This is a genomic window from Providencia sp. PROV236 (genome assembly GCF_033676985.1).
Lineage (GTDB): Bacteria > Pseudomonadota > Gammaproteobacteria > Enterobacterales > Enterobacteriaceae > Providencia > Providencia manganoxydans.
This window is the reverse complement of record NZ_CP096297.1, coordinates 3,608,144-3,633,734: the sequence shown is the minus strand read 5'-3', so window position 1 is coordinate 3,633,734 and position 25,591 is coordinate 3,608,144. Positions and strand designations below refer to the sequence as shown.

General features: G+C 38.1%; 27 protein-coding genes. 21 read left to right on the top strand and 6 right to left on the bottom strand.

Features of this window, described 5'->3' with window-relative positions; translation table 11 throughout:
• Nucleotides 1-72 precede the first annotated feature (72 nt).
• Both M1E96_RS16710 and M1E96_RS16705 read right to left on the bottom strand, forming a co-directional pair.
• Nucleotides 73-411 carry a hypothetical protein gene (locus M1E96_RS16710; protein WP_319067407.1) on the bottom strand — a complete coding sequence of 113 codons (339 nt, stop codon included), beginning with the start codon at nt 409-411 and terminating at the stop codon, nt 73-75.
• Nucleotides 412-594: 183 nt separating this feature from the next.
• Nucleotides 595-750: a hypothetical protein gene (locus M1E96_RS16705; protein WP_319067406.1), complete on the bottom strand. Its 156-nt coding sequence runs from the start codon at nt 748-750 to the stop codon at nt 595-597.
• A gap of 762 nt (nt 751-1,512) precedes the next feature.
• Between M1E96_RS16705 and M1E96_RS16700 the strand changes: the two genes are divergently transcribed.
• The 6 genes from M1E96_RS16700 (at nt 1,513) to M1E96_RS16675 (ending at nt 7,267) form a co-directional block, all read left to right on the top strand.
• Nucleotides 1,513-1,689, top strand: a complete 177-nt coding sequence (locus M1E96_RS16700) for a hypothetical protein (RefSeq protein WP_319067466.1) — start codon at nt 1,513-1,515, stop codon at nt 1,687-1,689.
• 19 nt (nt 1,690-1,708) lie between these two features.
• Nucleotides 1,709-2,365, top strand: a complete 657-nt coding sequence (locus M1E96_RS16695; protein ID WP_272580743.1) for an IS1595 family transposase — start codon at nt 1,709-1,711, stop codon at nt 2,363-2,365.
• A 243-nt stretch (nt 2,366-2,608) separates the two neighbouring features.
• The gene (locus M1E96_RS16690; RefSeq protein ID WP_272580696.1) at nt 2,609-2,845 is read left to right on the top strand and encodes a HEAT repeat domain-containing protein; all 237 of its coding nucleotides are present in this window, start codon (nt 2,609-2,611) and stop codon (nt 2,843-2,845) included.
• Nucleotides 2,846-3,235: 390 nt separating this feature from the next.
• On the top strand, nt 3,236-3,535 hold the full coding sequence (locus M1E96_RS16685; protein ID WP_272580695.1) for an HdeA/HdeB family chaperone: 300 nt from the start codon (nt 3,236-3,238) through the stop codon (nt 3,533-3,535).
• Between the two features lie 363 nt (nt 3,536-3,898).
• Nucleotides 3,899-6,103 carry a TonB-dependent siderophore receptor gene (locus M1E96_RS16680; RefSeq protein WP_369427216.1) on the top strand — a complete coding sequence of 735 codons (2,205 nt, stop codon included), beginning with the start codon at nt 3,899-3,901 and terminating at the stop codon, nt 6,101-6,103.
• Between the two features lie 63 nt (nt 6,104-6,166).
• Nucleotides 6,167-7,267 carry an ABC transporter substrate-binding protein gene (locus M1E96_RS16675; RefSeq protein WP_369427215.1) on the top strand — a complete coding sequence of 367 codons (1,101 nt, stop codon included), beginning with the start codon at nt 6,167-6,169 and terminating at the stop codon, nt 7,265-7,267.
• 197 nt (nt 7,268-7,464) lie between these two features.
• Here M1E96_RS16675 and M1E96_RS16670 read toward each other — a convergent pair whose 3' ends face one another.
• On the bottom strand, nt 7,465-8,358 hold the full coding sequence (locus tag M1E96_RS16670) for a LysR family transcriptional regulator (protein WP_337979559.1): 894 nt from the start codon (nt 8,356-8,358) through the stop codon (nt 7,465-7,467).
• A gap of 98 nt (nt 8,359-8,456) precedes the next feature.
• On the opposite strand from M1E96_RS16670, the gene M1E96_RS16665 reads away from it, so the two are divergent.
• The 15 genes from M1E96_RS16665 (at nt 8,457) to M1E96_RS16595 (ending at nt 21,297) form a co-directional block, all read left to right on the top strand.
• On the top strand, nt 8,457-9,794 hold the full coding sequence (locus M1E96_RS16665; protein WP_272580693.1) for an MFS transporter: 1,338 nt from the start codon (nt 8,457-8,459) through the stop codon (nt 9,792-9,794).
• The gene (locus tag M1E96_RS16660; protein ID WP_369427214.1) at nt 9,791-9,943 is read left to right on the top strand and encodes a hypothetical protein; all 153 of its coding nucleotides are present in this window, start codon (nt 9,791-9,793) and stop codon (nt 9,941-9,943) included. The genes M1E96_RS16665 and M1E96_RS16660 overlap by 4 nt, the downstream gene beginning before the upstream one ends.
• A 20-nt stretch (nt 9,944-9,963) precedes the next feature.
• The gene (locus M1E96_RS16655; protein ID WP_369427213.1) at nt 9,964-10,182 is read left to right on the top strand and encodes a hypothetical protein; all 219 of its coding nucleotides are present in this window, start codon (nt 9,964-9,966) and stop codon (nt 10,180-10,182) included.
• Nucleotides 10,183-10,474: 292 nt separating this feature from the next.
• Nucleotides 10,475-11,179, top strand: a complete 705-nt coding sequence (locus M1E96_RS16650; protein WP_140185850.1) for a GntR family transcriptional regulator — start codon at nt 10,475-10,477, stop codon at nt 11,177-11,179.
• Nucleotides 11,180-11,190: 11 nt separating this feature from the next.
• Nucleotides 11,191-11,628 (top strand): PTS sugar transporter subunit IIA, encoded by a 438-nt coding sequence (locus tag M1E96_RS16645; RefSeq protein ID WP_140180377.1) that lies wholly within the window; start codon nt 11,191-11,193, stop codon nt 11,626-11,628.
• A gap of 4 nt (nt 11,629-11,632) precedes the next feature.
• On the top strand, nt 11,633-12,412 hold the full coding sequence (locus tag M1E96_RS16640; protein ID WP_070928878.1) for a PTS sugar transporter subunit IIC: 780 nt from the start codon (nt 11,633-11,635) through the stop codon (nt 12,410-12,412).
• Nucleotides 12,405-13,184, top strand: a complete 780-nt coding sequence (locus tag M1E96_RS16635) for a PTS system mannose/fructose/sorbose family transporter subunit IID (RefSeq protein WP_070928877.1) — start codon at nt 12,405-12,407, stop codon at nt 13,182-13,184. The genes M1E96_RS16640 and M1E96_RS16635 overlap by 8 nt, the downstream gene beginning before the upstream one ends.
• 13 nt (nt 13,185-13,197) lie before the next feature.
• Complete coding sequence (locus tag M1E96_RS16630) at nt 13,198-13,683, top strand: PTS sugar transporter subunit IIB (protein WP_070928876.1); 486 nt, start codon at nt 13,198-13,200, stop codon at nt 13,681-13,683.
• A gap of 9 nt (nt 13,684-13,692) precedes the next feature.
• Complete coding sequence (locus tag M1E96_RS16625) at nt 13,693-14,406, top strand: sugar isomerase domain-containing protein (RefSeq protein ID WP_318706361.1); 714 nt, start codon at nt 13,693-13,695, stop codon at nt 14,404-14,406.
• Between the two features lie 9 nt (nt 14,407-14,415).
• Nucleotides 14,416-15,570 carry a glycoside hydrolase family 88 protein gene (locus M1E96_RS16620; protein WP_319067404.1) on the top strand — a complete coding sequence of 385 codons (1,155 nt, stop codon included), beginning with the start codon at nt 14,416-14,418 and terminating at the stop codon, nt 15,568-15,570.
• Nucleotides 15,570-16,319: an SIS domain-containing protein gene (locus M1E96_RS16615; RefSeq protein WP_319067403.1), complete on the top strand. Its 750-nt coding sequence runs from the start codon at nt 15,570-15,572 to the stop codon at nt 16,317-16,319. The genes M1E96_RS16620 and M1E96_RS16615 overlap by 1 nt, the downstream gene beginning before the upstream one ends.
• Before the next feature lie 224 nt (nt 16,320-16,543).
• Nucleotides 16,544-17,980 carry an OprD family outer membrane porin gene (locus M1E96_RS16610; RefSeq protein WP_319067402.1) on the top strand — a complete coding sequence of 479 codons (1,437 nt, stop codon included), beginning with the start codon at nt 16,544-16,546 and terminating at the stop codon, nt 17,978-17,980.
• 38 nt (nt 17,981-18,018) lie between these two features.
• Nucleotides 18,019-18,780: a 2-dehydro-3-deoxy-D-gluconate 5-dehydrogenase KduD gene (kduD, locus tag M1E96_RS16605; RefSeq protein ID WP_319067401.1), complete on the top strand. Its 762-nt coding sequence runs from the start codon at nt 18,019-18,021 to the stop codon at nt 18,778-18,780.
• A 226-nt stretch (nt 18,781-19,006) separates the two neighbouring features.
• Nucleotides 19,007-19,648: an RpiB/LacA/LacB family sugar-phosphate isomerase gene (locus tag M1E96_RS16600; RefSeq protein ID WP_070928872.1), complete on the top strand. Its 642-nt coding sequence runs from the start codon at nt 19,007-19,009 to the stop codon at nt 19,646-19,648.
• Nucleotides 19,649-19,830: 182 nt separating this feature from the next.
• A complete protein-coding gene (locus M1E96_RS16595) occupies nt 19,831-21,297 on the top strand; it encodes an MFS transporter (protein ID WP_319067400.1) in 1,467 nt (488 codons plus the stop codon).
• Between the two features lie 75 nt (nt 21,298-21,372).
• On the opposite strand, the gene rpoD is transcribed toward M1E96_RS16595, so the two are convergent.
• The 3 genes from rpoD to rpsU form a co-directional block, all read right to left on the bottom strand.
• Nucleotides 21,373-23,280, bottom strand: a complete 1,908-nt coding sequence (gene rpoD, locus M1E96_RS16590; protein ID WP_369427530.1) for an RNA polymerase sigma factor RpoD — start codon at nt 23,278-23,280, stop codon at nt 21,373-21,375.
• A gap of 119 nt (nt 23,281-23,399) precedes the next feature.
• A complete protein-coding gene (gene dnaG / locus M1E96_RS16585) occupies nt 23,400-25,145 on the bottom strand; it encodes a DNA primase (RefSeq protein ID WP_272580686.1) in 1,746 nt (581 codons plus the stop codon).
• 138 nt (nt 25,146-25,283) lie between these two features.
• Nucleotides 25,284-25,499, bottom strand: coding sequence for a 30S ribosomal protein S21 (gene rpsU / locus M1E96_RS16580; RefSeq protein ID WP_001144069.1), 216 nt, complete (start codon nt 25,497-25,499; stop codon nt 25,284-25,286).
• Between the last annotated feature and the right edge of the window lie 92 nt (nt 25,500-25,591).

Here is a 25,591-nt window from a genome sequence, read left to right as displayed (position 1 = left end):
CGACGATTTGTTGACTATGGAAATAACAGCTGAGCTAGTGAGCCCTAAGTAGAACTCACTTATAGATAGAAGTTAAAAATTAGAAGGAGATTGGTTTTCGAGTGCAAAGCAGGCTTTCTCTAAACCTCCTTTACATGCGAGTTCAAAATAATATCGAGCCGCATAGGGGGATGCGTTTTCAACTTCTCCTTTTTGCATTAACCAACCAAGATTATATTGTGCATATGTGTTACCTTGCTCGGCTGAGAGCATAAACCATTTTTGTGCTTGTTCTGACTCTTCAGTACATTGACTCAATAATTTAATATTGTTATTCAAATTAAGATTTTCACTATTTAATTTTTTTAGTGCATCCTCGACTTGCTGTTTTATCTCTTCTTGCTGCTTTAATTTTTGCTGTATGTTCTTCATATTCAATAAAAACAATAGATCATTATTAATCTTATTTAATTTTACTTGTAGAAGCTATCTTTCTTGTTGTTGTAAACGAATTTTATACTGACGCTCATTGATGGTTAATGCTTGTATTTGTCGATTAAGCATTTTTAATTTCAATTGTGGTAACTGAATGCTACTTAGGTTGCTATTATAAGGCTAATTGTTTTCCATACCTTGCTTTTTTTCTTCATAGTCATTAGCAAACTTTAATAGCCCAGGCAGCTGATTTAGGTTTTCTTGTGATAACGAAGAAAGTGGTAATGTTGAGAAAAATACTAAGGCATAAATAGTATGGTAAATAACTCCATTCATAATAAACTCTCGAAGATTTGTTAGATGATCTTCATTTAATGATGTGTTTTTTCTATGGGGTATAATAAGTATCAATTAAATTCAACTGTATCAGAATATAAATTAAAAAATAAAATTTCTATCTTTCATAATCCTGAATAATTATATTTATTTAAATAATATTATGGATTTATGGATATTGCAAAAAAATCATATCTTAATACAATAATTTGATTTTATTGCGTTTTTTAATGATAGAATTGAATAATATTTATCTATGTAAAAACGATTAGGTGCTAATACTTAAAATCTGAATTTCTATGAATATAAGAATTAAAAACCTATTTTTTATTCTTTTTTTGATTTATTTGGGTTATGAATCCATTCTTATTTGTGTGTTCTTAATTTGAATGTTTTTTTGACAGCATTAATGTGTTTCCCCATGTAGGTATACACTTATTTTGAATATTTAATCTGTGGAGGTAACTGCTTGAGGAATATTACTTTATTTATTTATTTTTTTTTTTTTTTTTTTTTGGGGGGGGGGACGCGAGTGAAGTAAATTTAATTCGAACCAAGCAAGGCAGGAAATAATTTTGTACAAGCAGGCTTTAATAAATAAAGTTGGTTGTATCAGGAATTAGGAGCCTAATATGATAGTGGAACAAGAAGTGTCAAAAAGTATTTTTATGGCAGCAGTACGAAAAGAAATTTTTCGCTTAAGGAAAAAAAGGCTTAACAGGAAAGCAGTTAGCTAAAAAATCAAATGTCTCACAGAAACAAATATATCGATATGAAAGAGGTGTATGCAATATAAATGTAGATATACTTTTTGTTATATTGCATGAATTAGATTGTAGTTTAAGTAATTTCTCTAGTTCTGTTTATTTAAAAATTAATGATACGGAAAAAGATGTAAATACTCATTATATTAATTTAGGGGCAGTCCTAGATAACTAAGATCATCTAGGATAGCTCCATAAGAAAAAGCAGACTCAGTCAGTACAAACAAGAACGGTTACTTAAGCTATTTATTGCAGGCTCCACGGCCCGTATTGCCGCAGAATTGGTTGGTGTCCACAGAAATACAGCTGCTTACTATTTTCATCGGCTCAGAGTGCTGATAGCTGAGCACGTTGATAAGCACACTTGGTTTGATGGCGAGATTGAACAGGGTGAAAGCTATTTTGGTGGTCGTCGCAAAGGTCAGCGTGGTAGAGGGGCAGCTGGAAAAGTGCCTATCTTCGGTCTTCTCAAGAGTGGTGGCAAGGTTTATACTCAGGTCATACCTGATGCTAAATCACGGACATTACTGCCAATGATTGAGTCAAAAATTTACCCTGACAGCATCGTCTACACAGATAATTTTTCCAGTTATGATGTACTGGATGTGAGCGATTTTAAGCATTACAGGATTAATCACAGCACCCAATTTGTCGACAAAAAGGAGCGGCAAAATCATATCAATGGTAGTGAGAATTTTTGGAACCAAGCGAAGCGTCATATGCGTAAATTTAACGGTATTCGGAAGGCTCATTTTGAGCTGCATCTAAAGGAATGTGAGGGGCGATTTAACACACCTCATACAAAACAACAATTAACTATGCTAAAACAGATAGTTAAAAGTAAAATTTAAACCTTACTAGGACTGCCCCTAGAATTATATTATTATTAATAGTATTTAATAATTTATTATAGGAGTGATAATCATAAAAATCTAAATAAAACGTTTTTTTGTAATATGTCAAAAATATTCTCTAAATGTGTAAAGACATCATTAGCTACTCAATTGGCTTCATAATAAAGTGAGATGTAATGGGTTATTTGATTTAAAATAATTAATTATACTTAATTTCTTCTTGTTATAACGAGTTGAACCATGGAAAAACAAATCATAAGTACACTCATTGGATTAACCTTTCGAGGCAACGATGATGTCAAGATTGCAGCGATCTCAGCATTAGGGGATTATAAAGCGACAATCGAACAACAAGAAGCGGTTGTGAGGTTAATTGATTTATGCAAAGATCCAAATAAAGACGTCGCTATTTCATCTATTCGATCACTAAGTAAACTGTCTGGACATTTTGGACAATCATTAGATCGAAAAGATTAATATCATTAATTAAATTAATAAAACTTTAATGAGTAATTAATCGATTTTTATTTTTAAAAGTAAAAGTGAATGCATTAAACGAATGAATCCTCGGTGAGTATATTAATAATAATCTATATTTGATTACTAAAACTTTAAAGCATTATTTATATTGATGTGTTTATTATTGTTGTTATTCAGGTATTATACTTCTTATTATGTCATTAAACATTTAACTTGCTTTATTTTGATTATCAAAATAAGACTATATAAAGTTTGGTGAGTTTGTGATAAAAATAAACATAGCTACATATACTCTGAATAATTCGAGGTACAGCTTACTAATAACACTGTAATTTGAAATATGATGGGTAAAGTTATGCACGATTAATACACTATAGAGGGTCTATAATGAAAAAGATTGTTATCTCTAGCATTTTGGCTGCAATGGCAGCATTTTCTGTTAATGCGATGGCTGCCGATTCAAACGTGGTTACGCCTGAGAAGATGACTTGCCAAGAGTATATTAACCTCAACCCACAAAGCTGGGCGCCAGTTGCGTTATGGATCACGAATGCCGAGACTCAATTTAAAGGGGGTGATTACGTTGCTCTGACTGAGCAAAGTGTTGCTGAAGCACCTCAAATTGTTGAATTCTGTAAGAAGAATCCAGAAGGGACTCTGCAAGATTATTTAGCATCAAAGAAATAAGCTAAATTTCACTGATTAAAGCCTTATTAATTAGGTGTTTGCTTTTACTATAATCAAAAGCAAACACCAGATATTAAGTGTCAAATAGGGTTTTTAACAGGAGCAGTTATGATCAGTCATCTATCTTTGATGATTGAGCAAACTCCAATGAGCTTACTTTTCACATCATCCCGCCCACTATTTTTTCTATTCACTCATTAACCATCGATTTTTCTATGGCAATTTTTACGTATTTGCCCTGAAAATTTTTATAACAATGATAATAGTTCTTAATTGTATGTGTATTATCAGTTAAGATTAGCCTCTATATTGTTAAGTGGCTGACTTACTAAAAACATAACGACATATTAGGATCTTAGATTAATGAAAATTAAGCATCTTTGGGTACTCTCTCCGTGCCTTGCTTCATTTATTGCACCAGTTACATTCGCAGCAGAAAACAAACAAGATGAAATGACTGTATCAGCAACTCGCTCTTACCGCAGTGTGTCTGAAATGGCGCAAACGACATGGGTAATAGATAACGCTGAAATTGAACAGCAAGCTGAAGGTGGCAAAGAGTTAAAAGATATTCTGTCACAGCTGATCCCCGGTATGAGTGTCAGTGGCCAAGGTCGTACTAATTACGGCATGAATATGCGTGGGCGCTCAATGATTGTGATGGTGGATGGCGTACGTTTAAATTCTTCGCGCAGTGATAGTCGCCAATTAGATTCTATTGATCCGTTTAATATTAATCACATTGAGGTTATTTCTGGGGCGACTTCTCTATATGGCGGAGGTAGCAGCGGTGGATTAATTAATATTGTCACCAAAAAAGGCCAAGAAGAGAAACAAGTTGATCTGCAAATTGGCGGTAAAACTGGTTTTAATAATGGCAAAGATCATGATGAAAATGTTGCTGCGGCAATGAGTGGTGGTAATGAAAACGCCCACGGTCGTTTATCTGTTGCCTATCAACGTTATGGCGGTTGGTATGATGGTAAAGGCAAGGCAATTAATATTGATAATACACAAACGGGTCTACAGTTTTCTGATCGCTTGGATGTAATGGGCGCAGGGGTTATTAATATTGATGATAATCAGCAGTTACAAGCCACGGTTCAATATTATAAAAGTGAGTCCGATGGAAAACATGGCCTTTATTTAGGTAAAGATTTTGCGGCGGTGAAAGGCCAAGGCGAAGCTTACAATAGTAGTAAATTAAACTCAGATCGTTTACCCGGTACTGAGCGCCATATGTTGAATTTACAATATTCAAATGGCGATCTTTGGGGGCAAGATTTTGTTGCTCAAGTTTATTATCGGGACGAATCACAAAAGTTTTATCCATTTCCTACTTTAAATAAAGCAAAGGATGTGACCAGTATTAGTGCTTCCGATCAAAAAACCAATTTCTATGGTACTAAGCTGACGTTTAATAGTGAGCCTGTCGATAATTTGACGCTGACTTATGGTGCTGACGCTGAACACGAACAATTTCGTGCTAACCAAATGTTCTTTAACTTAGATAAAGCAAAAGAATCAGGCGGCATGGATTTGAAAAAAGCCTATCAAGTTGGGCGTTATCCAAGTTATACCACAACCAATATGGCTGCTTTTTTACAGAGTAGTTACGATATTAATCCAATATTCACCTTAAGCGGTGGAGTGCGTTACCAATATACTGAAAACAAAGTTGATAGCTTTGTTGGGTATGCACAACAACAGCAAATTGCTGAAGGTAAAATTAAATCTGCTGATGCAGTACCGGGTGGTAACACCGATTATAACAACTTATTATTTAACGCAGGTCTATTAGTTAATTTAACGGAAGATCAGCAAACATGGTTTAATTTCTCTCAAGGTTTCGAAATCCCTGATATCGCTAAATATTATGGCACAGGGAAATATGCGCCAACAGCTGATGCGAATGGGCATTTGGCATTAGAAAATAGTGTGAATATTAACGACACTAAAGTGAAAGGTATTAAAGTTGACTCTTATGAACTAGGGTGGCGTTATACCGATGAAAACTTGCGTACACAAATTGCTGCTTATTATTCATTATCAGATAGAAGTTATGACATTAATAGCACAGATATGACGATTTATATGAAGTCAGATAAACGTCGTATTTATGGTGTGGAAGGAGCGGTTGATTATTTCTTTGATGATAGCGATTGGAGTGTGGGTAGTAACTTTAATCTGCAAAAATCAGAAACTAAAGTCGATGGCAAATGGGAAAAATGGAGTGTCAAATTTGCTAGTCCATCAAAAGTCACGGCATATGTTGGCTGGGATCCTAACGACTGGTCACTGCGTTTACAAAGTCAGCAAACCTTCAATATGTCTGATGCCGATGGTAATAAACTCGATGGTTATAATACCGTGGATTTCTTAGGCAGTTATTTATTACCAGTTGGCAAGGTCAGCTTTGCAGTTGAAAACTTACTGGATGAAGACTACACCACAATTTGGGGGCAGCGTGCACCTAAGTTATATAGTCCTAATTATGGTGCGGCAGACTTGTATACCTATAAAGGTCGAGGCAGAACATTTGCGCTTAATTATAGTGTGACGTTTTAAGTTGAATGTTAGATGAGTCATCTTAATCATTGATGGCTCATTTTTACTTAATGAGGTTGTCCAATGAAATGGCTATTAACTGGGCTACTATGTTTAGCCAGTATGATTGCATCAGCTAAAACACCAACAGTCGTTACGGATTTGCAAGGCCGCAAGGTAAGCCTAGAGCTTCCCGTCGATAAATTATTTTTGATTGATGGACGAGATGTTTTGTCAGTCGATATTGCGGCAGGGCAAGAGGGGGTATCACGTATTATCGGTTGGAGTGATTCCTTAGAACAATATGCGCCGGATCTAAAACAGGCTTATTTTTCAGCGCTTCCTGAATTAGCAAAAATACCGACATTAAGAAAAACGCGCGAAACTGGCATTCAAATTGAAAAGCTACTTGAGCTAGCGCCTGAAGTAGTATTAATGCATAAATCTAATTATGCCGCGATGCGCGACAGCCAATTTATGCCACAATTAGAGGCGGCTGGGATCAAAGTTATTTTTATTGATTTCCGTATGGATATCGCCAATAACACGCCAAAAAGTATTGTGTTATTAGGTGAGCTATTAGGGACTCAGGAGCGTGCAAACAATTTTGCAAAATTGTATCAAGAAAAATTAGCAGCAATTGAAGGGCAGTTGAAACAACCTTATCCATCAGTATTAATTGAGGCAAATGCCGGTTTATTTACTGATAGTTGCTGCCAACTTTATGGACGTTCTGGTTTTGGCGTGCTTGCTAGCCTTGCGGGTGGTAAAAATCTTGTTGAAGACAGTTTCCCTGCAAAAGGCGCCGAAAGCTCGATTGAAAATATTATTAGCTTAAATCCTGACTTTTATTTGTTAACCGGAGCAGATTGGCAGAATTTTAATCGCCGCTCAACCGCAGTTAAGTTAGGTTATGGGGCAGATGCAACCGTTGCTAAAAAGCAATTAGCTAAATTAGTCGAGCGCCAAGGAATTTCATCGCTGACAGCGGTAAAAGATAAACATGTTATGGCGATTTATCACAATTTCTATAATAATCCGATGAATATTTTTGCAATTGAGGCAATGGCCAAGTTTATGCACCCGCAGACTTTTGTAGCTTTAGAGCCAGAGCAAAATTTGCAGGAATTCCTACGGCAGTTTACTGCGATTAAAACTGATGGAGTGTTTTGGATATCCCTCTGATTTAATGCCGTGTTGTATACAACATGGCTGAGGTTGCTGACGAAGCGGGATAAAAGCGTGGTTTTTCCCGCTTCGTGTTATCAGCCGAAAATCAATAAATTGATTTTCCTCGTTTATTTCAAAACCCCCTAACGACTGCCGCCAAATATGATATGTTTGTCAACAGTCTGTGCCGTGTTGTATACAACACGGCTTTTTTACAAAGTAAATCTTTCCACTAAATAATCAATAAATGCACGTGTTTTTGCAGCCAGTGCAATGGTACTTGGATAAAGTAATTGTATATTTTGTGTGGGGAGATTGTACTCCGGTAATATTCTGAGCAAACGGCCTGATTGAATATCTTCATCGACCAACCACGAAGGGCAAATAGCTAACCCTAATGATGCGATTGTCATTTGATGGATAACCGCCGCAGAATTGGATTCATATTGGCTTTTAATGATGGGGAGTGTTTGTTTTTCACCTTGCTGATCTTGCAAAACATATTGAGTATCTTGCCAATTTAATAACGAGTGTGTAATCCAAGGTACTTGGGCTAAATCCGCAATATGGTTGATTGGATATCTTTTGATAAATTGTGGTGATGCAACAATATAGATGGAGTATTCACCTATTTTTCGCGTTTTCAGTGAAGAACTTTTTAAGTTACCTAAACGTATTGCTAGGTCTAATTTTTCTGTCACTAAATCATCTAATGAAGAGTTAAAACTGTATTGTAATCGTAGTTTTGGGTAAAGGCGGCAAAACTCAGGTAGCAAAGGTAAAATATAACGCTGCCCAAATTCATTGGTTGATGAAAAACGTAATAACCCTGTCACACTGCTGCCTAAGTTTTGACTTCTTTCAAAGGCTTCCTCGATATTTAATTGAATGCGTTTGAAGTCATCATAAAAATGCTTTCCTGCTTCTGTAAGCGCGATATTCCGCGTATTACGGGTCAATAAACTGACATTTAATTGACTTTCGAGCTGCTTGATATCAATGCTTACCATGGAACGGCTGAGCCCTAATATATCCGCTGCTTTGGTAAATGATCCGGAATCAACCACTTGAAGGAATGTCGCTATTTGCTTGAGATTTTTCTGCATAATTACAATGATTGTTTGTTTTTATTAAACAATGAGTTTAATCCTCTTGCATCGACAAAGGAAGGGGCTAACACTACTCTTTGTCGCCGGAGGTTGTTATGTCTTATCGATATAAAATTGCGACAATATTTTTGTTAGGGTTCTTTATTGATTGTATAAACATTTTTATGTCAGCAATTGCATTGCCTGATATTGCTCAAGTATTTTCAACCAGTCAATCAATGGTTGCTTGGGTAGCAAATAGTTATATTTTAGGTTTAGTATTAATTATGCCTATTAGTTTATGGCTAGCAGGGCGGTTTGGTAATCAAAAGCTATTATGTTTTTCTATGCTGTTATTCTCAATCAGCGCTTTATTGTGTGGTTTGAGTTATTCGATTTATAGTTTGATTTTTTGGCGGTTTATTCAAGGGATATCTGGAGGATTATTGATCCCTGTGGGTCAGGCGTTAGTTTTTGCCTTATTTCCAAATAAAGAACGTCATCGTATTTCCACTATGATTATGACAGTTGCGTTGATAGCCCCTGCGTTTTCACCTGCGCTAGGTGGAATGATCATTGATAGCCTATCTTGGCGTTGGGTGTTTTATGCGAATTTGCCTTTTTCATTACTCGCTGCGGCTTTGGCGTGGTTATGGATTAATAATAGTGAACGACAGCGAAGGGAAAAACCAGATGTATTCGGTTTACTGCTAGTGACTGTCAGCTTGCTGTTGTTATTGTTATCATTTTCTCTTTATAACGATTATCACAACTTATCGCTAGCTATAGGAAGTCTATTTTTCTCCGCAATTATCTTTGCTTTTTATATTAAGTATGCGCAGAAATGTGCAGCGCCCATTTTAAACTTTCAGCTATTGCGCAATAGTAATTTACGTAATGCTTTTATTGTCTATTACGCGGTTCCGGGGGTATTTACTGGAGTTAATTTACTCAATATTTTTAACTTGCAAACTAATTTGCATTTTAATGCAGGCCAGACAGGTATGTTCATGTTGCTATATGCGGCTGGCGCATTAGTTTCTATGGTGAGTGGTGGTTATTTATATCATCATATTGGTAAAAAGCGTTTATTTTTCATTGGAATATTACTACATAGTATAGGGATAGCGCTGTTATTTACTGTCTCTAGCCGTACTGATCTTATTCAACTGGTTATTGCTTATTTACTAATGGGAGCAGGTGGTGGAATAGCCGCTAATACCGCGCAGATTAGTTCATTGTTGGATTTTTCGGGTAAAGATTTATTGCAGGGCAGTGTGTTATGGAATATCAATCGGCAAGTCGCTTTTAGTGTCGGCACCGTAGTGCTGATTTCCATTTTCAGTCTAGTGAGTGCACAGAGTGATTTACTTCGTTATCAGTACACCTTTTTTATTGCAGCAATACTGAGTTTGTTGTCGTTAATTTTTATTCTTAGAGAGAAAAGCGCATGAGTAATATGAATAAAGCAGTTCAAAGTGTTATCGAGTTGCATGAGTTAATTGAAAATGTTTTTACGGGTCATAAGCCTGATGATCTAAATAAGCTATTAGAGAGCTTCGATAGCAACTTTAAAATGGTTACTATGGCGGTGATTGTATAGGATTGGCGCAGGTAAATGCATTGTTCAGTAATAATATTGGAGCTAAGCCTTCTTTGAAGATCACCCCTGACAATATCGAACCTATTTTGGAAGTTGGTGAATATTGTTGGTTACAGTATCGTGAATTACATGAGTTAGATGATTCTCGATTGCTACGAACTTCTACGGTTTGTATTCGAATACAAGACGAGCAATGTTTCTGGACTTATTTGCATGAAACGCCAATAGTCAAAAAATAGTTTATTTATTAGTTGGTTAGGTTTTATTTCGTATGAAACTAGCCAACTATAACTTAATTACATCATTCACTTCTCTGCTCCCTTTCTGACTTTTTTGCTCTTTTTTCGATAAAAATCTGCCTTTGATAGCTTTGAACAAGGAAAATTTGTGATCGAGTTATTGTTTTAAATAAATACTTAACCGGTTAACCGGTTAAGTTGGCTTTTAGGGTTTACTGCAAAAAACATTGTTGTATGATGAAACTCATAAACTAATGCTGATCACATTGAAAAGTTAATAAGAGATTTCTAAATGCACCGTGCTAAGTACCAACTAATCAAAGATGAGTTACTAGAAGAGATAAATTCGGGTTTGTTTAAACCAGGGCAAAAATTCTATAGTGAATCAGAATTAAAAAGCCGTTATGGCGTGAGTACAGCGACAATTTTACGTGCGATTCAAGAGCTGGTAAATGAAGAGTATATTGTTCGTTATCAAGGAAAAGGATCTTTTGTTTCTAAAGCAAAACGTAATGAGAGAATTATTTTTTCTGAAACCGATAATCAGTTAGTGGGTATTCAATCGATTAAAATGGTTTCTTGCACGTTAGAAAATGAAACTGAAATTTTAGATAAGTTAAAAATTCAACAAGATGGGCAGTATTATAAAATTGTGAGAGCACGTTATAACAATAAAAAACCATTTGCTATTCAAGTTTCACATATTTGCTCTTCTTATATTAAAGATGAAAGTCTTTTAAAAAGCGGTTCTTATCAGTCTCTGTATGAATTATTAAGAGACAGTAATAACTTAGATATGTATTCAATGCCTTTTACACAAACTATTGATATTACAAAGGTGATACCACAACAGTTTAGTGATTATTTGCAATTAGCCGAAGATACCCCTGTGGTATTAATGAGACGTTTGACCTTAAATAATGATAAAGAGGTTATTGAATATGTTGAAACTTATAAAACAATTGATACATTTCACATTGAAATAAGAAATACCTAGAAGGAATATTTATGACAAGTATTCTACTGATTTCTCATGAAGGATACGCAAGTGGAACTAAAAAAGCTGTCGAACTGATATTAGGAGAACAAGATAATGTCGATTATCACGAATTAACCGGTGAGAAAGGCATTGAGATATTTAAAGACGAACTTAACATAAAAATTAATCAATTAATAAAAGATAAAAATAATCTAATTATTGTTTCTGATTTAAAGAATGGTACCCCTTACAACTGTGCATTATCAATAATTGCTAGTAATGATTTATGGGACTATACGCATTTATTTACAGGGATGAATTTAAATTTAATTCTAGAAATTATTATGGCTGATGAGGAAGTATTAAAAGAAGAATCTCAGAAACAAATTCTTTTAACAGCAAAAGAAGGCCTATTTCAAATGAATAAAAAAACATGGGATAAACAATGTAGTGAACAAGAGGAATAATTAAATGGAACATATTCAGTTTTGGCAAATTATTCTTTTAACACTTTATTCTGGTTTTGCAATCTACGATGGAAACAATACAACATTAGGTTTAGTTAAGCCAAGTATGGCGGGTTTCTTTGCTGGCCTAATTATGGGGGATGTCACAACAGGTTTATTTATTGGCGGCACATTAAACTTGTTGGTTTTGGGTGTAGGTAACTTTGGCGGTGCATCTATACCTGATTATATGACTGGGGCGGTGCTAGGCACCACTTTCGCTATCATGAGTGGCGAAGGCGCTGAGTTCGGTGCAACTATTGCAGTACCTATTGGCTTATTGATGGTGCAATTGGATATTTTAGCGCGTTTTACTAATACCTTTATTCACCATAAAGCCGATTCGTTGATTGAACGCGGTAATATCAAACTGGCATCAAGAATGAACTTAGTTGGGCAGTTACCGATTTCTCTATCTCGCATGATACCGGTATTCCTTGCATTAGTTCTTGGTTCCGCATTTGTGAATAATGTTGTACAGCATGTTCCAGAGTCCATTATGAATGGATTAAAAGTCTCGGGAGGTATGTTACCTGCATTAGGTATTGCGATATTGATGCGTTACTTGCCAATTAAGAAAAATATATCATTCCTGATACTTGGATTCTTCTTAGCCGCCTATTTATCAGTACCTATCTTAGGTGCGGCAATAATCGGTTTAGCTGTCGCGATTTATATCTTTAATGCAGACAATCAAAAAGCTCAGCTAGCTCAAAAAACAAGTGGGGATATGGGTGATGAATAAATCAATTAAAAAAGTATTCTGGCGCTGGTTTTTATTTGGGCAATGTGGCTGGAACTATGAAAAAATGCAGGGTTTGGGCTATTTGTACAGTATCTATCCTTTCTTAAAAGAAAAATATAAAGATCCCGAAGAATTAAAACAAGCAGCAAAAGTACACAGTCAGTTTTTCAATACTAATAATACGATGGCACCAGCAATTTTGGGTGTAGACCTCGCATTAGAAGAAAAGAAAGGCTTAGAAAGTAAAGATGCGATTGTCGGTGTCAAAACTGGTTTAATGGGTCCACTGGCGGGTATTGGTGATACGTTATTCTTTGTCATACCAACAACGATTATCGGTTCGATAGCTTCTTACATGGCATTACAGGGCAACCCAGCAGGATTATTACTATGGGTGATGTTCTTCTTTATTCGTTTACTGTTTATGCGCTATAGCATTGGTAAAGGTTACCAAGAAGGATTAAACCTATTAGGCTCTCTAACCAATAGTTTAAATAAAATTACTCGTGCAGCCAATATATTAGGGTTAACTGTTATTGGGGCATTAATACCTTCGGTAGTAAAAGCTAAGTTAGGTTTTGAATTCCATTATGGTGAAATTTCATTAAAGCTACAGGATGTCGCCAATCAATTAATGCCGGGATTAGTGCCATTACTCGTTGTTTTATTAACTTATTGGTTACTCGGTCTTAAAAGAATGAACTCTACGCGAGTGATATTTATTTTAATGTTTATTGGTGTGGTTGGTTATAACCTTAATATTCTTAGTTAATTAGGATGCTGTTATGAAAGGTATTGTACATATTCGCGTTGATGACCGCTTAATTCATGGGCAAGTTGCGACTCGTTGGGTCAGTCACTTTAATGCAAATCGTATTATGATCATTGATGATGCGGTTGCAGCCAACGATATTGAGAAAATGATGTTACGCAGTGCGGCACCAGATGGATGTAATACGTCGATTCTTGCTCGTGAAACGGCATTTAATAATATTAGCCAAGGTAATTATGAAAACCAAAAGGTGCTAATTTTAGTTAAAACACCTGAGATTGCTTTGCAGATGTTAAATAGTGGCTTAGCGGTTAAACAGCTAAATATCGGTAATATGTCGAACAAGGATGATAGAAAACAAATTAAGCGCTCAGTCAGTATTAGTGATAGCGAATTGGAGATTATTCGTGAGCTATTAGAAAGAGGGGTGAGTGTGACAGCACAAATGACCCCTGAAGAGCCTGATACGGATATCAGTACTTTTCTTAAAGGGATGTAAGGTTGTTTTATGAGCGATAATCAAAAAAAGTATTATGAAAGTGTGATTAATACGCTTGAACGCGTGTATTTAACTCAGCAAAACACTATCGCTAAAGCGGCAGAAATTTTTGCACAATGTGTTCGTCAAAAAGGAGTTATTTACGGCTTTGGATCGGGGCACTCTTTTGCGGCGGCGGTGGAGCTTGCAGGTAGAGCAGGTGGCCTAGTTAATACACGTGCTATTGAACAATTCTATGGCCACATGGGATGGTTAGATTCAGTGGCTGGTACTGGCGATGTTTTTGCTAATTTAATTGATATTCGCCCCAATGATTGTTTTGTGATGGTTTCTAATTCAGGGACTAAGCCGTTACATATTGAGTTAGCAAAAAATATTAAAGATAAAGGTAATGATCTGATAGTGATTTCCAGTGGTATTTCATCGGTAGATCCTGTTGATGCAAACTTAGCGGGTATTAATGGCGTTGCCGATGTGGTGATTGATAATCATAGCCCAAAAGGGGATTGCACGATAAATATTGATAACGGAAAAATCATGACAGGGCCGGTCTCGTCGATGACTAATGCTTATATTGTTAATAGTATTGTGATCAAGTGCATTGATATTCTCTTGCTGGACGGCATTGAGCCACCTGTGATGAGAAGCATTAATCAACCGGGCGGTAAAGAATATAACCAAAGGTTATTAACTGAGTATCGTGAGCGGATATTTACAATCTAGGAGCGATTAATGTCTGATTACCCATTTATACATCATTTGCCTGCACCATTAACTCAAGAAGAAATTGCTGATGAGCTGAGTTTGCTGTGTAAAAAGCTAAAACAGAATATGGGAAAATTTGCCGAACAATTCCCTTCTGCATGTGCTCAAAATAATCAATATCGAATTAAAGGTAATGATGATTGGACGAATGGTTTTTGGACAGGGATGCAAGCCATTGCTTATGAATTCACGCTAGATGATGATTTTCTGAATGGTGTTCGTCGTAATATTGCCAGCTTTGAACAGCGATTAACAAACCATTTTATCCTTGATCACCATGATATCGGTTTTTTATACAGTTTATCTGCTGGCGCTTATAAGGAAATCATGGGCAATAGTGATGTTGATGCGATGATTGTTGCTGCTGCTGACGTCTTATTGGCTCGCTTTCACCAAGATGCTGGTTTTATTCAAGCATGGGGAAAGATGAATGAAGAGCAAGAGTATCGTTTGATTATTGATTCACTGATTAACTTACCTTTGCTGTTTACTGCGAGTCAGATAAGTGGTGATGATAAATATCAACAGGCAGCTAAACGGCATTTTAATCATGTGGTTCAGAATATTTTTCGTGATAACTACTCTAGCCATCACACTTACTATTTTGACCCTGAAACTAAATTACCGTCACACGGCCGCACCTTTCAGGGCTTCAGTGATAGTTCTTGTTGGGCCAGAGGGCAAGCGTGGGCGATCCTTGGTTTACCGCTAAATTGGCGCATCGGCAGCATTTGGCCCGATGGATCGTTATATGAGCGTATCTGTGATTATTTTTTTGCTCATTTACCTGAAGATGCCATTCCTTATTGGGATCTCAGTTTTACTGTGGCAGATCAGCAATCAAGGGATACATCAGCATTAGTTATCGTGGTTTGTGGATTACTTGAAGCACAACGCTTCTTTCCACATAAAAATTACACAGTATTAGCAAGCCAATTATTAAATGCAGTAAAACAATTTGCATCAGCAAGCCATGATAAAGATTGTGAAGGTTTATTAAAACATGGTGTTTATGCATATAGCCATAATAAAGGGATAAATGAATGTAATTTATGGGGCGATTACTATTATATGGAAGCACTCTATCGATTATATAACCCGAGTTGGAAAGGATATTGGTAATGAGTCATATTAATAACTATTTAAATATTGTAAAAGATAAACTGACATTTTTAGCTGAAGACCAACAACAAAATATAAATCAAGTAGCCAATAAACTTGCTGATGTTATCCGTCAAGGTGGTATTATTTATTTCTTTGGTTGTGGACACTCACATATTTTTGGTGAAGATGTATTTTATCGGGCGGGTGGGTTAGCACCTGTTAGACCAATTTTAATTGAGCCATTAATGCTTCATGAAGGCGCTGCTCGCTCATCTAAATTAGAAAAACAAAATAATTATATTTTACCTTATTTAGTTGATTATAAAATTACTGAAAAAGATGCATTAATTGTTATTTCAACATCGGGGATCAATCCTGTGCCAATTGATGTCGCACAGTGGGGCCGGCAGCATGGCGCTTATACCGTTGCCATTACTAGCTCTGTATACGCTGACACTTTTCAGTCTAAGCATATATCAGGTCAACATTTACGTGATTGTGCCGATCAGGTTATTGATAATAATGTTCCTATCGGTGATGCAGTATTAAAAGCCAGTGAGCAGGAACCTCCGTTTTCGCCGATTTCGTCTATGCTAGGTATTTTTCTTGTACAAGGAATATTTGCGGAAGTGATATTTAATCTGAGTGAGGAACAGTGCAGTTTACCCATATTTTTAAGTGGTAATATTCCTGATTCAGATAAACATAATTTAGATTTAATTAATCAATATGGAGGGCGCATTCCTGAATTAATTAATGGTCTATAAAATAGTAAAACAAAATAATCAAAAATATTAATTGCTATATTCTAAATAATTCGAGATGCAGCTAGGCGACAAGTGAGCGAGTCGCTGGGAGCCTACATAAGTAGGTGACTAGTATGAGTGAACGTCGTCAATAACGCCGCAACTTGAAGTATGACGAGTATATTTATGCAATAGAATAACCTATTGCTAATAATTCTAATAAGTTTAATTCGATGGTGAAATCCATGTTAAAACCTACACTAAAAAACACAGCATTTAAAAAATCGATTTTATTCTTAGCATTAATAGGTGTTATACAGTCAGCCAACGCCGATGGGAAATTAATTGCTATTAATGAATCAAATGATTCTGATTTTTATCGTGCTATTTATACTGATGCTTCACTTGATGTTAATTCAAATCTTTATGTCAGATATCGAGCGGTTAAAAGTAAAAATACAGGAAATTATGGCTTAGGGGCTGGGGGAATTAAAAACCAAACAGCCTTATTAGCTCTTAATTATAAATCAGGTTATTACAAAGATGTGATTGGTTTTGATTTTTGGGGCGGAGCCAATATTAAACTAGGTAATACTGTTGGGCAATCGGAAATTCTTTATTATAACTATAGTTGTAATGGTGATGGACAATTTTCACCTTGTGAAGAGTCAAGCGCGAGTGTGTCAACGGCAGCGGTAAAATTGAAATATGGTAATGATATTGCCAAATTCAAAATGTCAGCGGGGTTTACCCCGATAAATTCAGGAACGATAAAAAGTAGTTGGGGGCTAAACCCTCACTCTTATCGCGGTTTTGACAGTGCATTATCGATTGATAATTTCACACTAACTTATGCATGGGCTGATAGATTTAAAAACGATTGGAGTCGTGACTTTAAACCGATGACCACAACATGGCATCAAAATAATGCCGCTGGCCTTAATGATAATGGCAACATTATTAAAAAAGGTCATGTGATTGACTATATTCACACTGTCGGTGCGGTGTATGACTTTGGTCATGCGAAGATAGATGCGGGCTATGGTGAAGGTAAAGACTATCGTCGCAACTGGCAATTACAGTTGGAACGTTCAGATAATTTATCTACAGACACTTCATTGCAGACTAAAGTTTTTTATCAAGGTGCTCGGTATATTGATGGTATCGCCCCTGTTCAATCACCAAAGACCGAGTATTACGTCAGTGCAGGGCTGAATTTAAAACATAAAAATACCACTTGGTCTTTAGGTTATAGCCAAAACTATGCACCACAAACGGCTGATTATAATTTTAGATTAACACCGTGGGCGAACTCCGATAAGCGTGACTACCAAGCCACGCTTTCACAATTGGAAGACTATAATGCATCAGGTACCCATGCGGTAAGACTCGGCGTTACCCATAATTTTGCAGATTATAACCTGCCTGAATTTACGATGGGCTTAGCAGGAACCTATGGTTGGCATGTGGTTTCTGATACCAGCAAAATAAATTCACAACGCGATTATGACGGCAAGATGCGCTCACTTGATTTATTAATGCGTTATAACGTCGAAAGCGGTGCCGCAAAAGGTTTGTCAGTCACCTTGTTACCTGCGTTATTAAGAACAACAGAGACAAATTATAAAACTTCACGTAATGACGTGAAATTTATCGTCGGCTATAGCGTCAATATTTTTTAAGAATAAGCGCTTAATAGCAAATTAAATTGGGGGAAATAATGAATATGGATTTATTCAGTTTAACCGGCAAAACCGCCATCGTCACTGGCTGTAATACAGGTTTAGGGCAGGCAATTGCCCTAGGACTCGCGAAGGCGGGATGCAATATTTTAGGGGTAAACCGTTCATTACCAGTTGAAACACAGCAACAAGTAGAAGCGGTCGGTCGAAAATTTGTCAATGTAGAAGCCGATCTGACAAAGACCGAATGTATTCCACATATTATTGAACGTGCTGTTAGTGAATTTAAGCATATTGATATTCTTGTAAATAATGCAGGCATTATTCGCCGTGAAGATGCAATTAATTTCACTGAAGAGGATTGGGATGATGTGATGAATGTGAATTTAAAGTCAGTATTCTTTTTATCACAAGCCGTCGCCAAGCAATTTATTGCTCAAAACTCAGGCGGAAAAATTATTAATATTGCCTCTATGTTGTCATTTCAAGGTGGTATTCGTGTGCCATCTTATACGGCATCGAAAAGCGGTGTATTAGGGATCACTCGTTTATTAGCCAACGAATGGGCTAAATATAATATTAACGTTAATGCCATCGCTCCCGGTTATTTCGCAACGAATAATACAGCGGCTTTGCGTGCAGATGAAAAACGTAATCAAGAAATTGTTGATCGTATTCCAGCAGGGCGTTGGGGAACACCGGGTGATTTAGCGGGGCCATGTGTATTTTTAGCTTCAGAAGCCGCCAATTACATTCACGGTTATACGATAGCGGTGGATGGTGGGTGGTTGGCTCGCTAATTCCCTCGTCATACTTCGAGTTATCTCGTTGTTGGCTGCATTCGGATATCCTCATTTGCCGCCTAGATATAACTCGAATTATTTAGAGGGAAGTGAGGTGAAGGATATTTAGTAAAACTATTGAGCGGTCGATTATTTTTAGATTTTTAATTTAACTAAAAATTGAATCAGTATGTAGCATTTGCCAGTAAATAAACTGGCACAATAAATGACGATAGGAGTCACAATGAAAATTGCATTAATGATGGAAAATAGCCAAGCGGCAAAAAACGCGGTTATTTTTAACGAGCTGAATACCGTTAGCTCCTCATTAGGCCACCAAGCATTCAACGTGGGCATGAAAGATGAACATGACCACCATTTGACTTATATCCATCTTGGGATCATGGCAAGTTTATTACTTAACTCGAAAGCGGTGGATTTTGTTGTTGCAGGTTGTGGAACAGGGCAGGGCGCTTTAATGTCGCTTAATTTACATCCAGGCGTGGTTTGTGGTTACTGTTTAGAGCCTTCAGATGCTTTTTTGTTTAATCAAATCAATAACGGTAATGCGATTTCAATGGCATTTGCGAAAGGCTATGGCTGGGGGGCAGAGCTTAATGTTCGCTATATTTTTGAGAAAGCATTCACGGGTGAACGTGGCCAAGGCTATCCTCTTGAGCGCGCAGAGCCACAACGCTGTAATGCCGCGATTTTAAATGAAGTGAAAGCGGCCATTGTCAAAGAAAACTATTTAGATACGCTGCGTGCTATGGATCAAAGTTTAGTGAAAACAGCAGTTATGGGCAGTCAGTTCCAAGAGTGCTTTTTTGCCCATTGCCAAAATGAAGAAATCGCAGCATATGTGCGTTCCCTTATCAACGCATAGTTATTTTTAGTATCAAATCACACAGTAAGGGAACCTATCAGGTTCCCTTTATTTATTCATACTATCGTTACTCAAGCACGATTATTATTTTATTAGCGAATGATATTCACTCTCATTTAATGTTGACCGTCGGTCGGTCGTAATTTATGATGCCTACATCATGGAACATGAAGGCAATAAAAATGAAACGTATTTTTTTGATTACCGCGGTCTGCCTAGGCACTTTTATGGCAACGTTGGATATCAGTATTGTTAATGTCGCATTACCTGCGATCCAAAAAGATCTCAATGCGGATATGGGGATGCTACAGTGGATTATTGACTCCTATGCATTGTGCTTATCCGCTCTGATCCTCTCTGTCGGACCTATTAGTGATCGCTATGGGCGTAAGAAAATTTGGTTATGTGGGATCGCTGTCTTTGTTGTTGGTTCAGCGATTTGTGCATTGGCAAATACCCCCCAAGTACTGATTTTAGGACGGATTATTCAAGGGATCGCTGCCGCGGCATTAATACCCGGAGCATTGTCGATCATCACACAAGCATTCAGTAATGATATTGAGCGAATAAAAATTATTGGTATATGGTCTGCGGTAAGTGCATTGTCGTTGATTATCGGTCCGATATTAGGTGGCTTTTTGGTTGATATATTGGATTGGCCAACTATTTTTCTGATCAATATTCCTTTAGGGATTGTGACATTAGTATTAGGTGGCTTGGGTATTTCTGAGAGTGCAGATCCTGATAAAGCGGCGTTTGACCCTTTAGGACAGATTTTGAGTATCATTATGCTAGGTAGCATCACCTTTGGCTTAATTGAGGCGGGCGAATTTGGCTGGACAAGCTTTATCACTCTTGGTGGGATGGGGCTTGGTTTATTGGCTCTTATTAGTTTTATTATTATAGAAACAAAGGTAGAGCGCCCATTATTTCCTATTTTTTTATTTAAAACTAATCGGTTTTTCTTTCAATACAACATGGCTTCTTTTGCGTTAGGTTTTGCGACCTATAGCAATGTGTTCTTTATTGCTTTATTTTTACAAAAGGGACAAGGGTGGGGCGCCTTTGAAGCTGGATTACGCATGGCGCCTGAGTTTGTGGCTATGGCTCTATTTTCATTTTCTTTTGGCCGTCTTTCAGGTTTTATCAGTGTTCGTCACTTAATGATGTTTGGTTTTGTGTTGATTGCAGCTGCTTCGATTGTTCTTGGTTATGTATCGACAGATACTGCTTATTTACCGATTGCAGTGACTTTATTTGTGCTTGGTACAGGAATGGGGATGGCCACCCCTGCAATAGGCGCTCTGATTATGGGGAGTGTTGATAAAGCGTACTCAGGGATTGCTTCCGCAGTAATGAATGCGCTCAGGCAAACAGGGATGACGTTAGGAATTGCGTTGCTAGGTACTTTAATGACACATCGTGCTGTGAGCCAATTAATTGACGATCAATCGCTTGTTTCAATATTACCAAATCAAGATTTTAGTCAATTAATTAACGATGCTTCGCTGATAACACAGCCTTATATAGAACACGCAGTACGCTGTGCATTTACATCTGGTTTTAATGTCGCGATGTTGGGAGGGGCAGTAGCGATTGGTTTAACGTTATTACTGATGGTAAAACGTGGGAAGGTGAGTCGAGCTTAAATACACAAACACCTGCCGAAGCAGGTGTTTTAGACTACTGACAAACGTATTTTGTTTGTCGACAGGCACTATGACTTACTCATCAAGGAAGCTGCGTAACACTTCTGAGCGGCTTGGGTGACGCAATTTACGTAATGCTTTAGCTTCGATCTGACGAATACGCTCACGCGTAACATCGAACTGTTTACCCACTTCCTCTAAGGTGTGGTCAGTGTTCATATCGATACCAAAACGCATACGCAGTACTTTTGCTTCACGCGCGGTTAGACCAGCTAAGACTTCATGAGTTGCTGAACGCAGGCTCTCTGAAGTGGCTGAGTCTAATGGTAGCTCTAAAGTGGTATCTTCAATGAAGTCGCCCAGATGTGAATCTTCATCATCACCGATTGGGGTTTCCATTGAGATTGGCTCTTTAGCGATTTTCAGTACCTTACGGATCTTATCTTCCGGCATTAGCATGCGTTCCGCTAACTCTTCAGGTGAAGGTTCACGGCCCATTTCTTGCAGCATTTGACGAGAGATACGGTTCAGTTTGTTGATAGTTTCAATCATGTGAACCGGTATACGGATAGTACGAGCCTGATCCGCAATCGAACGCGTAATTGCCTGACGGATCCACCAAGTTGCATAAGTTGAGAATTTGTAACCACGGCGATATTCAAACTTATCTACCGCTTTCATCAAACCAATGTTACCTTCTTGTATCAGATCAAGGAACTGCAAGCCACGGTTGGTGTATTTCTTCGCAATCGAAATAACCAGACGTAAGTTTGCTTCAACCATCTCTTTCTTCGCACGGCGAGCTTTTGCTTCACCGATAGACATACGACGGTTGATATCTTTGACTTGCTCAATGGTTAAGCCAGTTTCTTCTTCGATTTGACGGAGCCTTTGTAGGCAACGCAGAATTTCTTCTTCAACATCTAACAGTTTTTCAGACCATGACTTGTTCATCGCTTTAGCTGCGGTTAACCAAGTCTCGCTAGTTTCATTACCACTAAACAGGGTGATAAAGTTTTTCTTCGGCATTTTGCACTGTTCAACACACAGTTTCATGATGGTACGTTCTTGGAAACGAACTCTGTCCATCATTTCACGCATGTTATTGACCAGATAGTCAAACTGCTTAGGCACTAAACGGAACTGTTTGAAGACTTCTGAAAGTTCTTCAATAGCAACAGCTGTTTGGGCATTGCTGCGGCCAAACTGTTTAATGTGTTGACGAGTTTTTTCGTACTGCACACGCAGTTCGCTGAATTTTTCACGGGCTAATTCAGGATCGATGCTGTTATCGTCATCGCTATCGCTGTCATCGCCGTCTTCATCGTCTTCATCTTCATCATCGTCTTTATCTAACTCTTCTTGAGGAAGCTCTGAACCAACGTGAGTTGCAGTTGGTGCTAAATCTTCTTCAGCGTTAGGATCGACGAAACCAGTAATTAGGTCAGATAGGCGGCTTTCGCCAGCTTCTACGCGATCATACTGTTCAAGTAAGTAGGTAATGGCTTCAGGGTATTCTGCAACAGAACACTGGACTTGGTTGATGCCATCTTCGATACGTTTTGCAATGTCGATCTCACCTTCACGGGTTAAGAGTTCGACGGTGCCCATTTCACGCATATACATGCGCACAGGGTCAGTAGTACGACCAATTTCACTTTCAACACTGGATAGAACTTGTGCAGCGGCTTCTGCTGCGTCTTCGTCCGTATCGGAAGTAGTTTCAGCGAGTATCAAATCATCGGCGTCAGGTGCTTCTTCCATGACCTGGATGCCCATGTCATTAATCATTTGGATGATATCTTCAATCTGATCTGAATCGACGATATCTTCCGGCAGATGGTCGTTGACCTCAGCATAGGTTAAGTAACCTTGCTCTTTACCCTTGGTTACGAGTAGCTTAAGCTGCGACTGCGGGTTTTGCTCCATAAGACGGTATCCACACTTCTGAGTATTTAGATTGGTGTCGGTCGGCGAAACAATCGGCCAACAAGAACATTCAAAGGAGTTTTTTTATTTTGTTATGCTACGCTCCTTTAATTTCGTAGCAGTTTACAGGCATTTGCCTTTGGTAAATCGGCACTTAAGCCGTTTGGTATTCTTTATATTTTCACACGGGAAAGCGTGATCAAGCGGACTTCTGCGCGCTCTTCAGGGGTCAGCCCTTCCGTTCGTTCTTTCGCTATCAAATAGTCGAAACGCTCATCAAGCGCGCTATTAAACAGATGGTTTAACGCATCTTTAAATGTTTTTTCCGCGATCTCCTCTATCTCTATATCGTTCCAAGTTGCCAGTTTTTCAAGTTGATTAGCAAATTTATTGTCACGATACAGCTCAAGTAACTGCCCAGTTGTTAATCCAGGGTTGGAACGGCAAACATCTACCAGCTCCTGAAAAAGAGAAAGCCCCGGCATTTGGATATGGGCAATTCCCTCTAATGAGGGAACGAACTCAGAGAAGTTCGGATTTTGTACCAACAAAGCGATTAAAATACGCATTGTGGTTGGCTTTAATTTTGGCGCTTGGTAACTTACCGGTTCAGTACTCTCTCTATCAATCATAGCAAGAACCTGAGAAATATCCGGTATACCGATAAAATTTCCTAGTTCTTGAGCCATATAAAGGCGCAATGTTTCACCAGGTATTTGTTTTATCAAAGGGATCGCCAGCTTACTAAATTTTGCGCGTCCCTCCTGCGTTTTTAGATCAACCTGAGGCACGAGCGAGTCAAACAGAAATGAAGATAATGTTTGTGCATCATTCATTCTCAACTCAAATGCATCTTTGCCTTCTTTGCGGACTAAAGAATCAGGATCTTCGCCATCAGGTAAAAACATAAAACGCAATTGGCGACCATCAGTTAAATAAGGTAGGGCATGTTCAAGTGCCCGCCACGCAGCTTCTCTGCCTGCGCGGTCGCCATCATAACAACAAATAACGGTATCAGTTGAACGATAGAGCAACTGAATGTGTTCAGAAGTTGTTGAGGTACCCAGTGATGCCACCGCATAGCGAATGCCATATTGAGCCAATGCAACAACATCCATATAACCTTCAACAACCAACAATTTAGCAATTTCACTGCTATTTTGGGTTGCTTCATAAAGACCAAATAATTGGCGGCCTTTATGAAAAATATCCGTTTCTGGTGAGTTTAAGTATTTCGGTAACGCATCACCAAGAACACGGCCACCAAATGCGATAACACGACCACGGCGATCCCGAATAGGGAACATGACTCGCTCTCTAAAGCGGTCATAAGTACGGCCGTTATCATTAGTCACCAACATACCTGCATCATCAAGCTGTTTGCGACTCTCTGGGTTTACAGCAAATTTTTTGAGCAGATTATCCCACCCAGCAGGGGCAAAACCGATTGAAAAATGCTCAATAATTTCTGTGCTTAAACCACGTTGGCTTAAATAATCTTTGGCTTTATTCGCCGATGGATGACTTAAGGCAGCGTGGTAAAACAGGTTTATTTTCTCCATCAATTGGTACAAATTTTGCCGTTGATGAAGTTCGATTTGACTGGTACCAGTCCCTGTTTCATAAGGAACATCGAGACCATGTAAGGCGGACAGTTCTTCGATGGCTTCGACAAAATCTAATTTGTCGTAATTCATCAAAAAATCAATCGCATTGCCATGAGCACCACAGCCAAAGCAGTAATAAAACTGCCTTTCACTATTCACCGTGAAAGAAGGTGTTTTTTCGTTATGGAACGGACAGCACGCGTGATGGTTTTTACCCTGTTTTTTTAACGGGACTTTTGCATCAACTAAATCGATGATGTCGGTTCTCGCTAACAAATCATTGATAAATGAACGCGGGATTCGTCCAGCCATAAGCCTCTTTTTCGCCTGTTGATGAACGATAATAAGCCGCGCTTCCCTCAGGAAAGCACGGCCTTTAACTGCTTACTAGTACTGCCTGAACTGCTTACTAGTACTGCCTGCTATGATTGCGGTAGGCACCGCGACCAATTAGTACAGACGAGTACGGCGTGCGTTTTCGCGAGCCAGTTTCTTAGCGTGACGCTTAACAGCAGATGCTTTAGCGCGTTTACGCTCAGTCGTTGGTTTTTCATAGAATTCACGACGACGAACTTCAGCTAAGACCCCTGCTTTTTCACAGGAACGTTTGAAACGACGCAGTGCAACGTCGAATGGCTCGTTTTCACGTACTTTAATTACCGGCATGTGCCTCTCACCTCAATAGAAATCGGGTTGTTGCTGGCTTTATTCAACCAGCCGTCATTTAAAATGGTGCGGAATTTTACTTCAATGAGTAC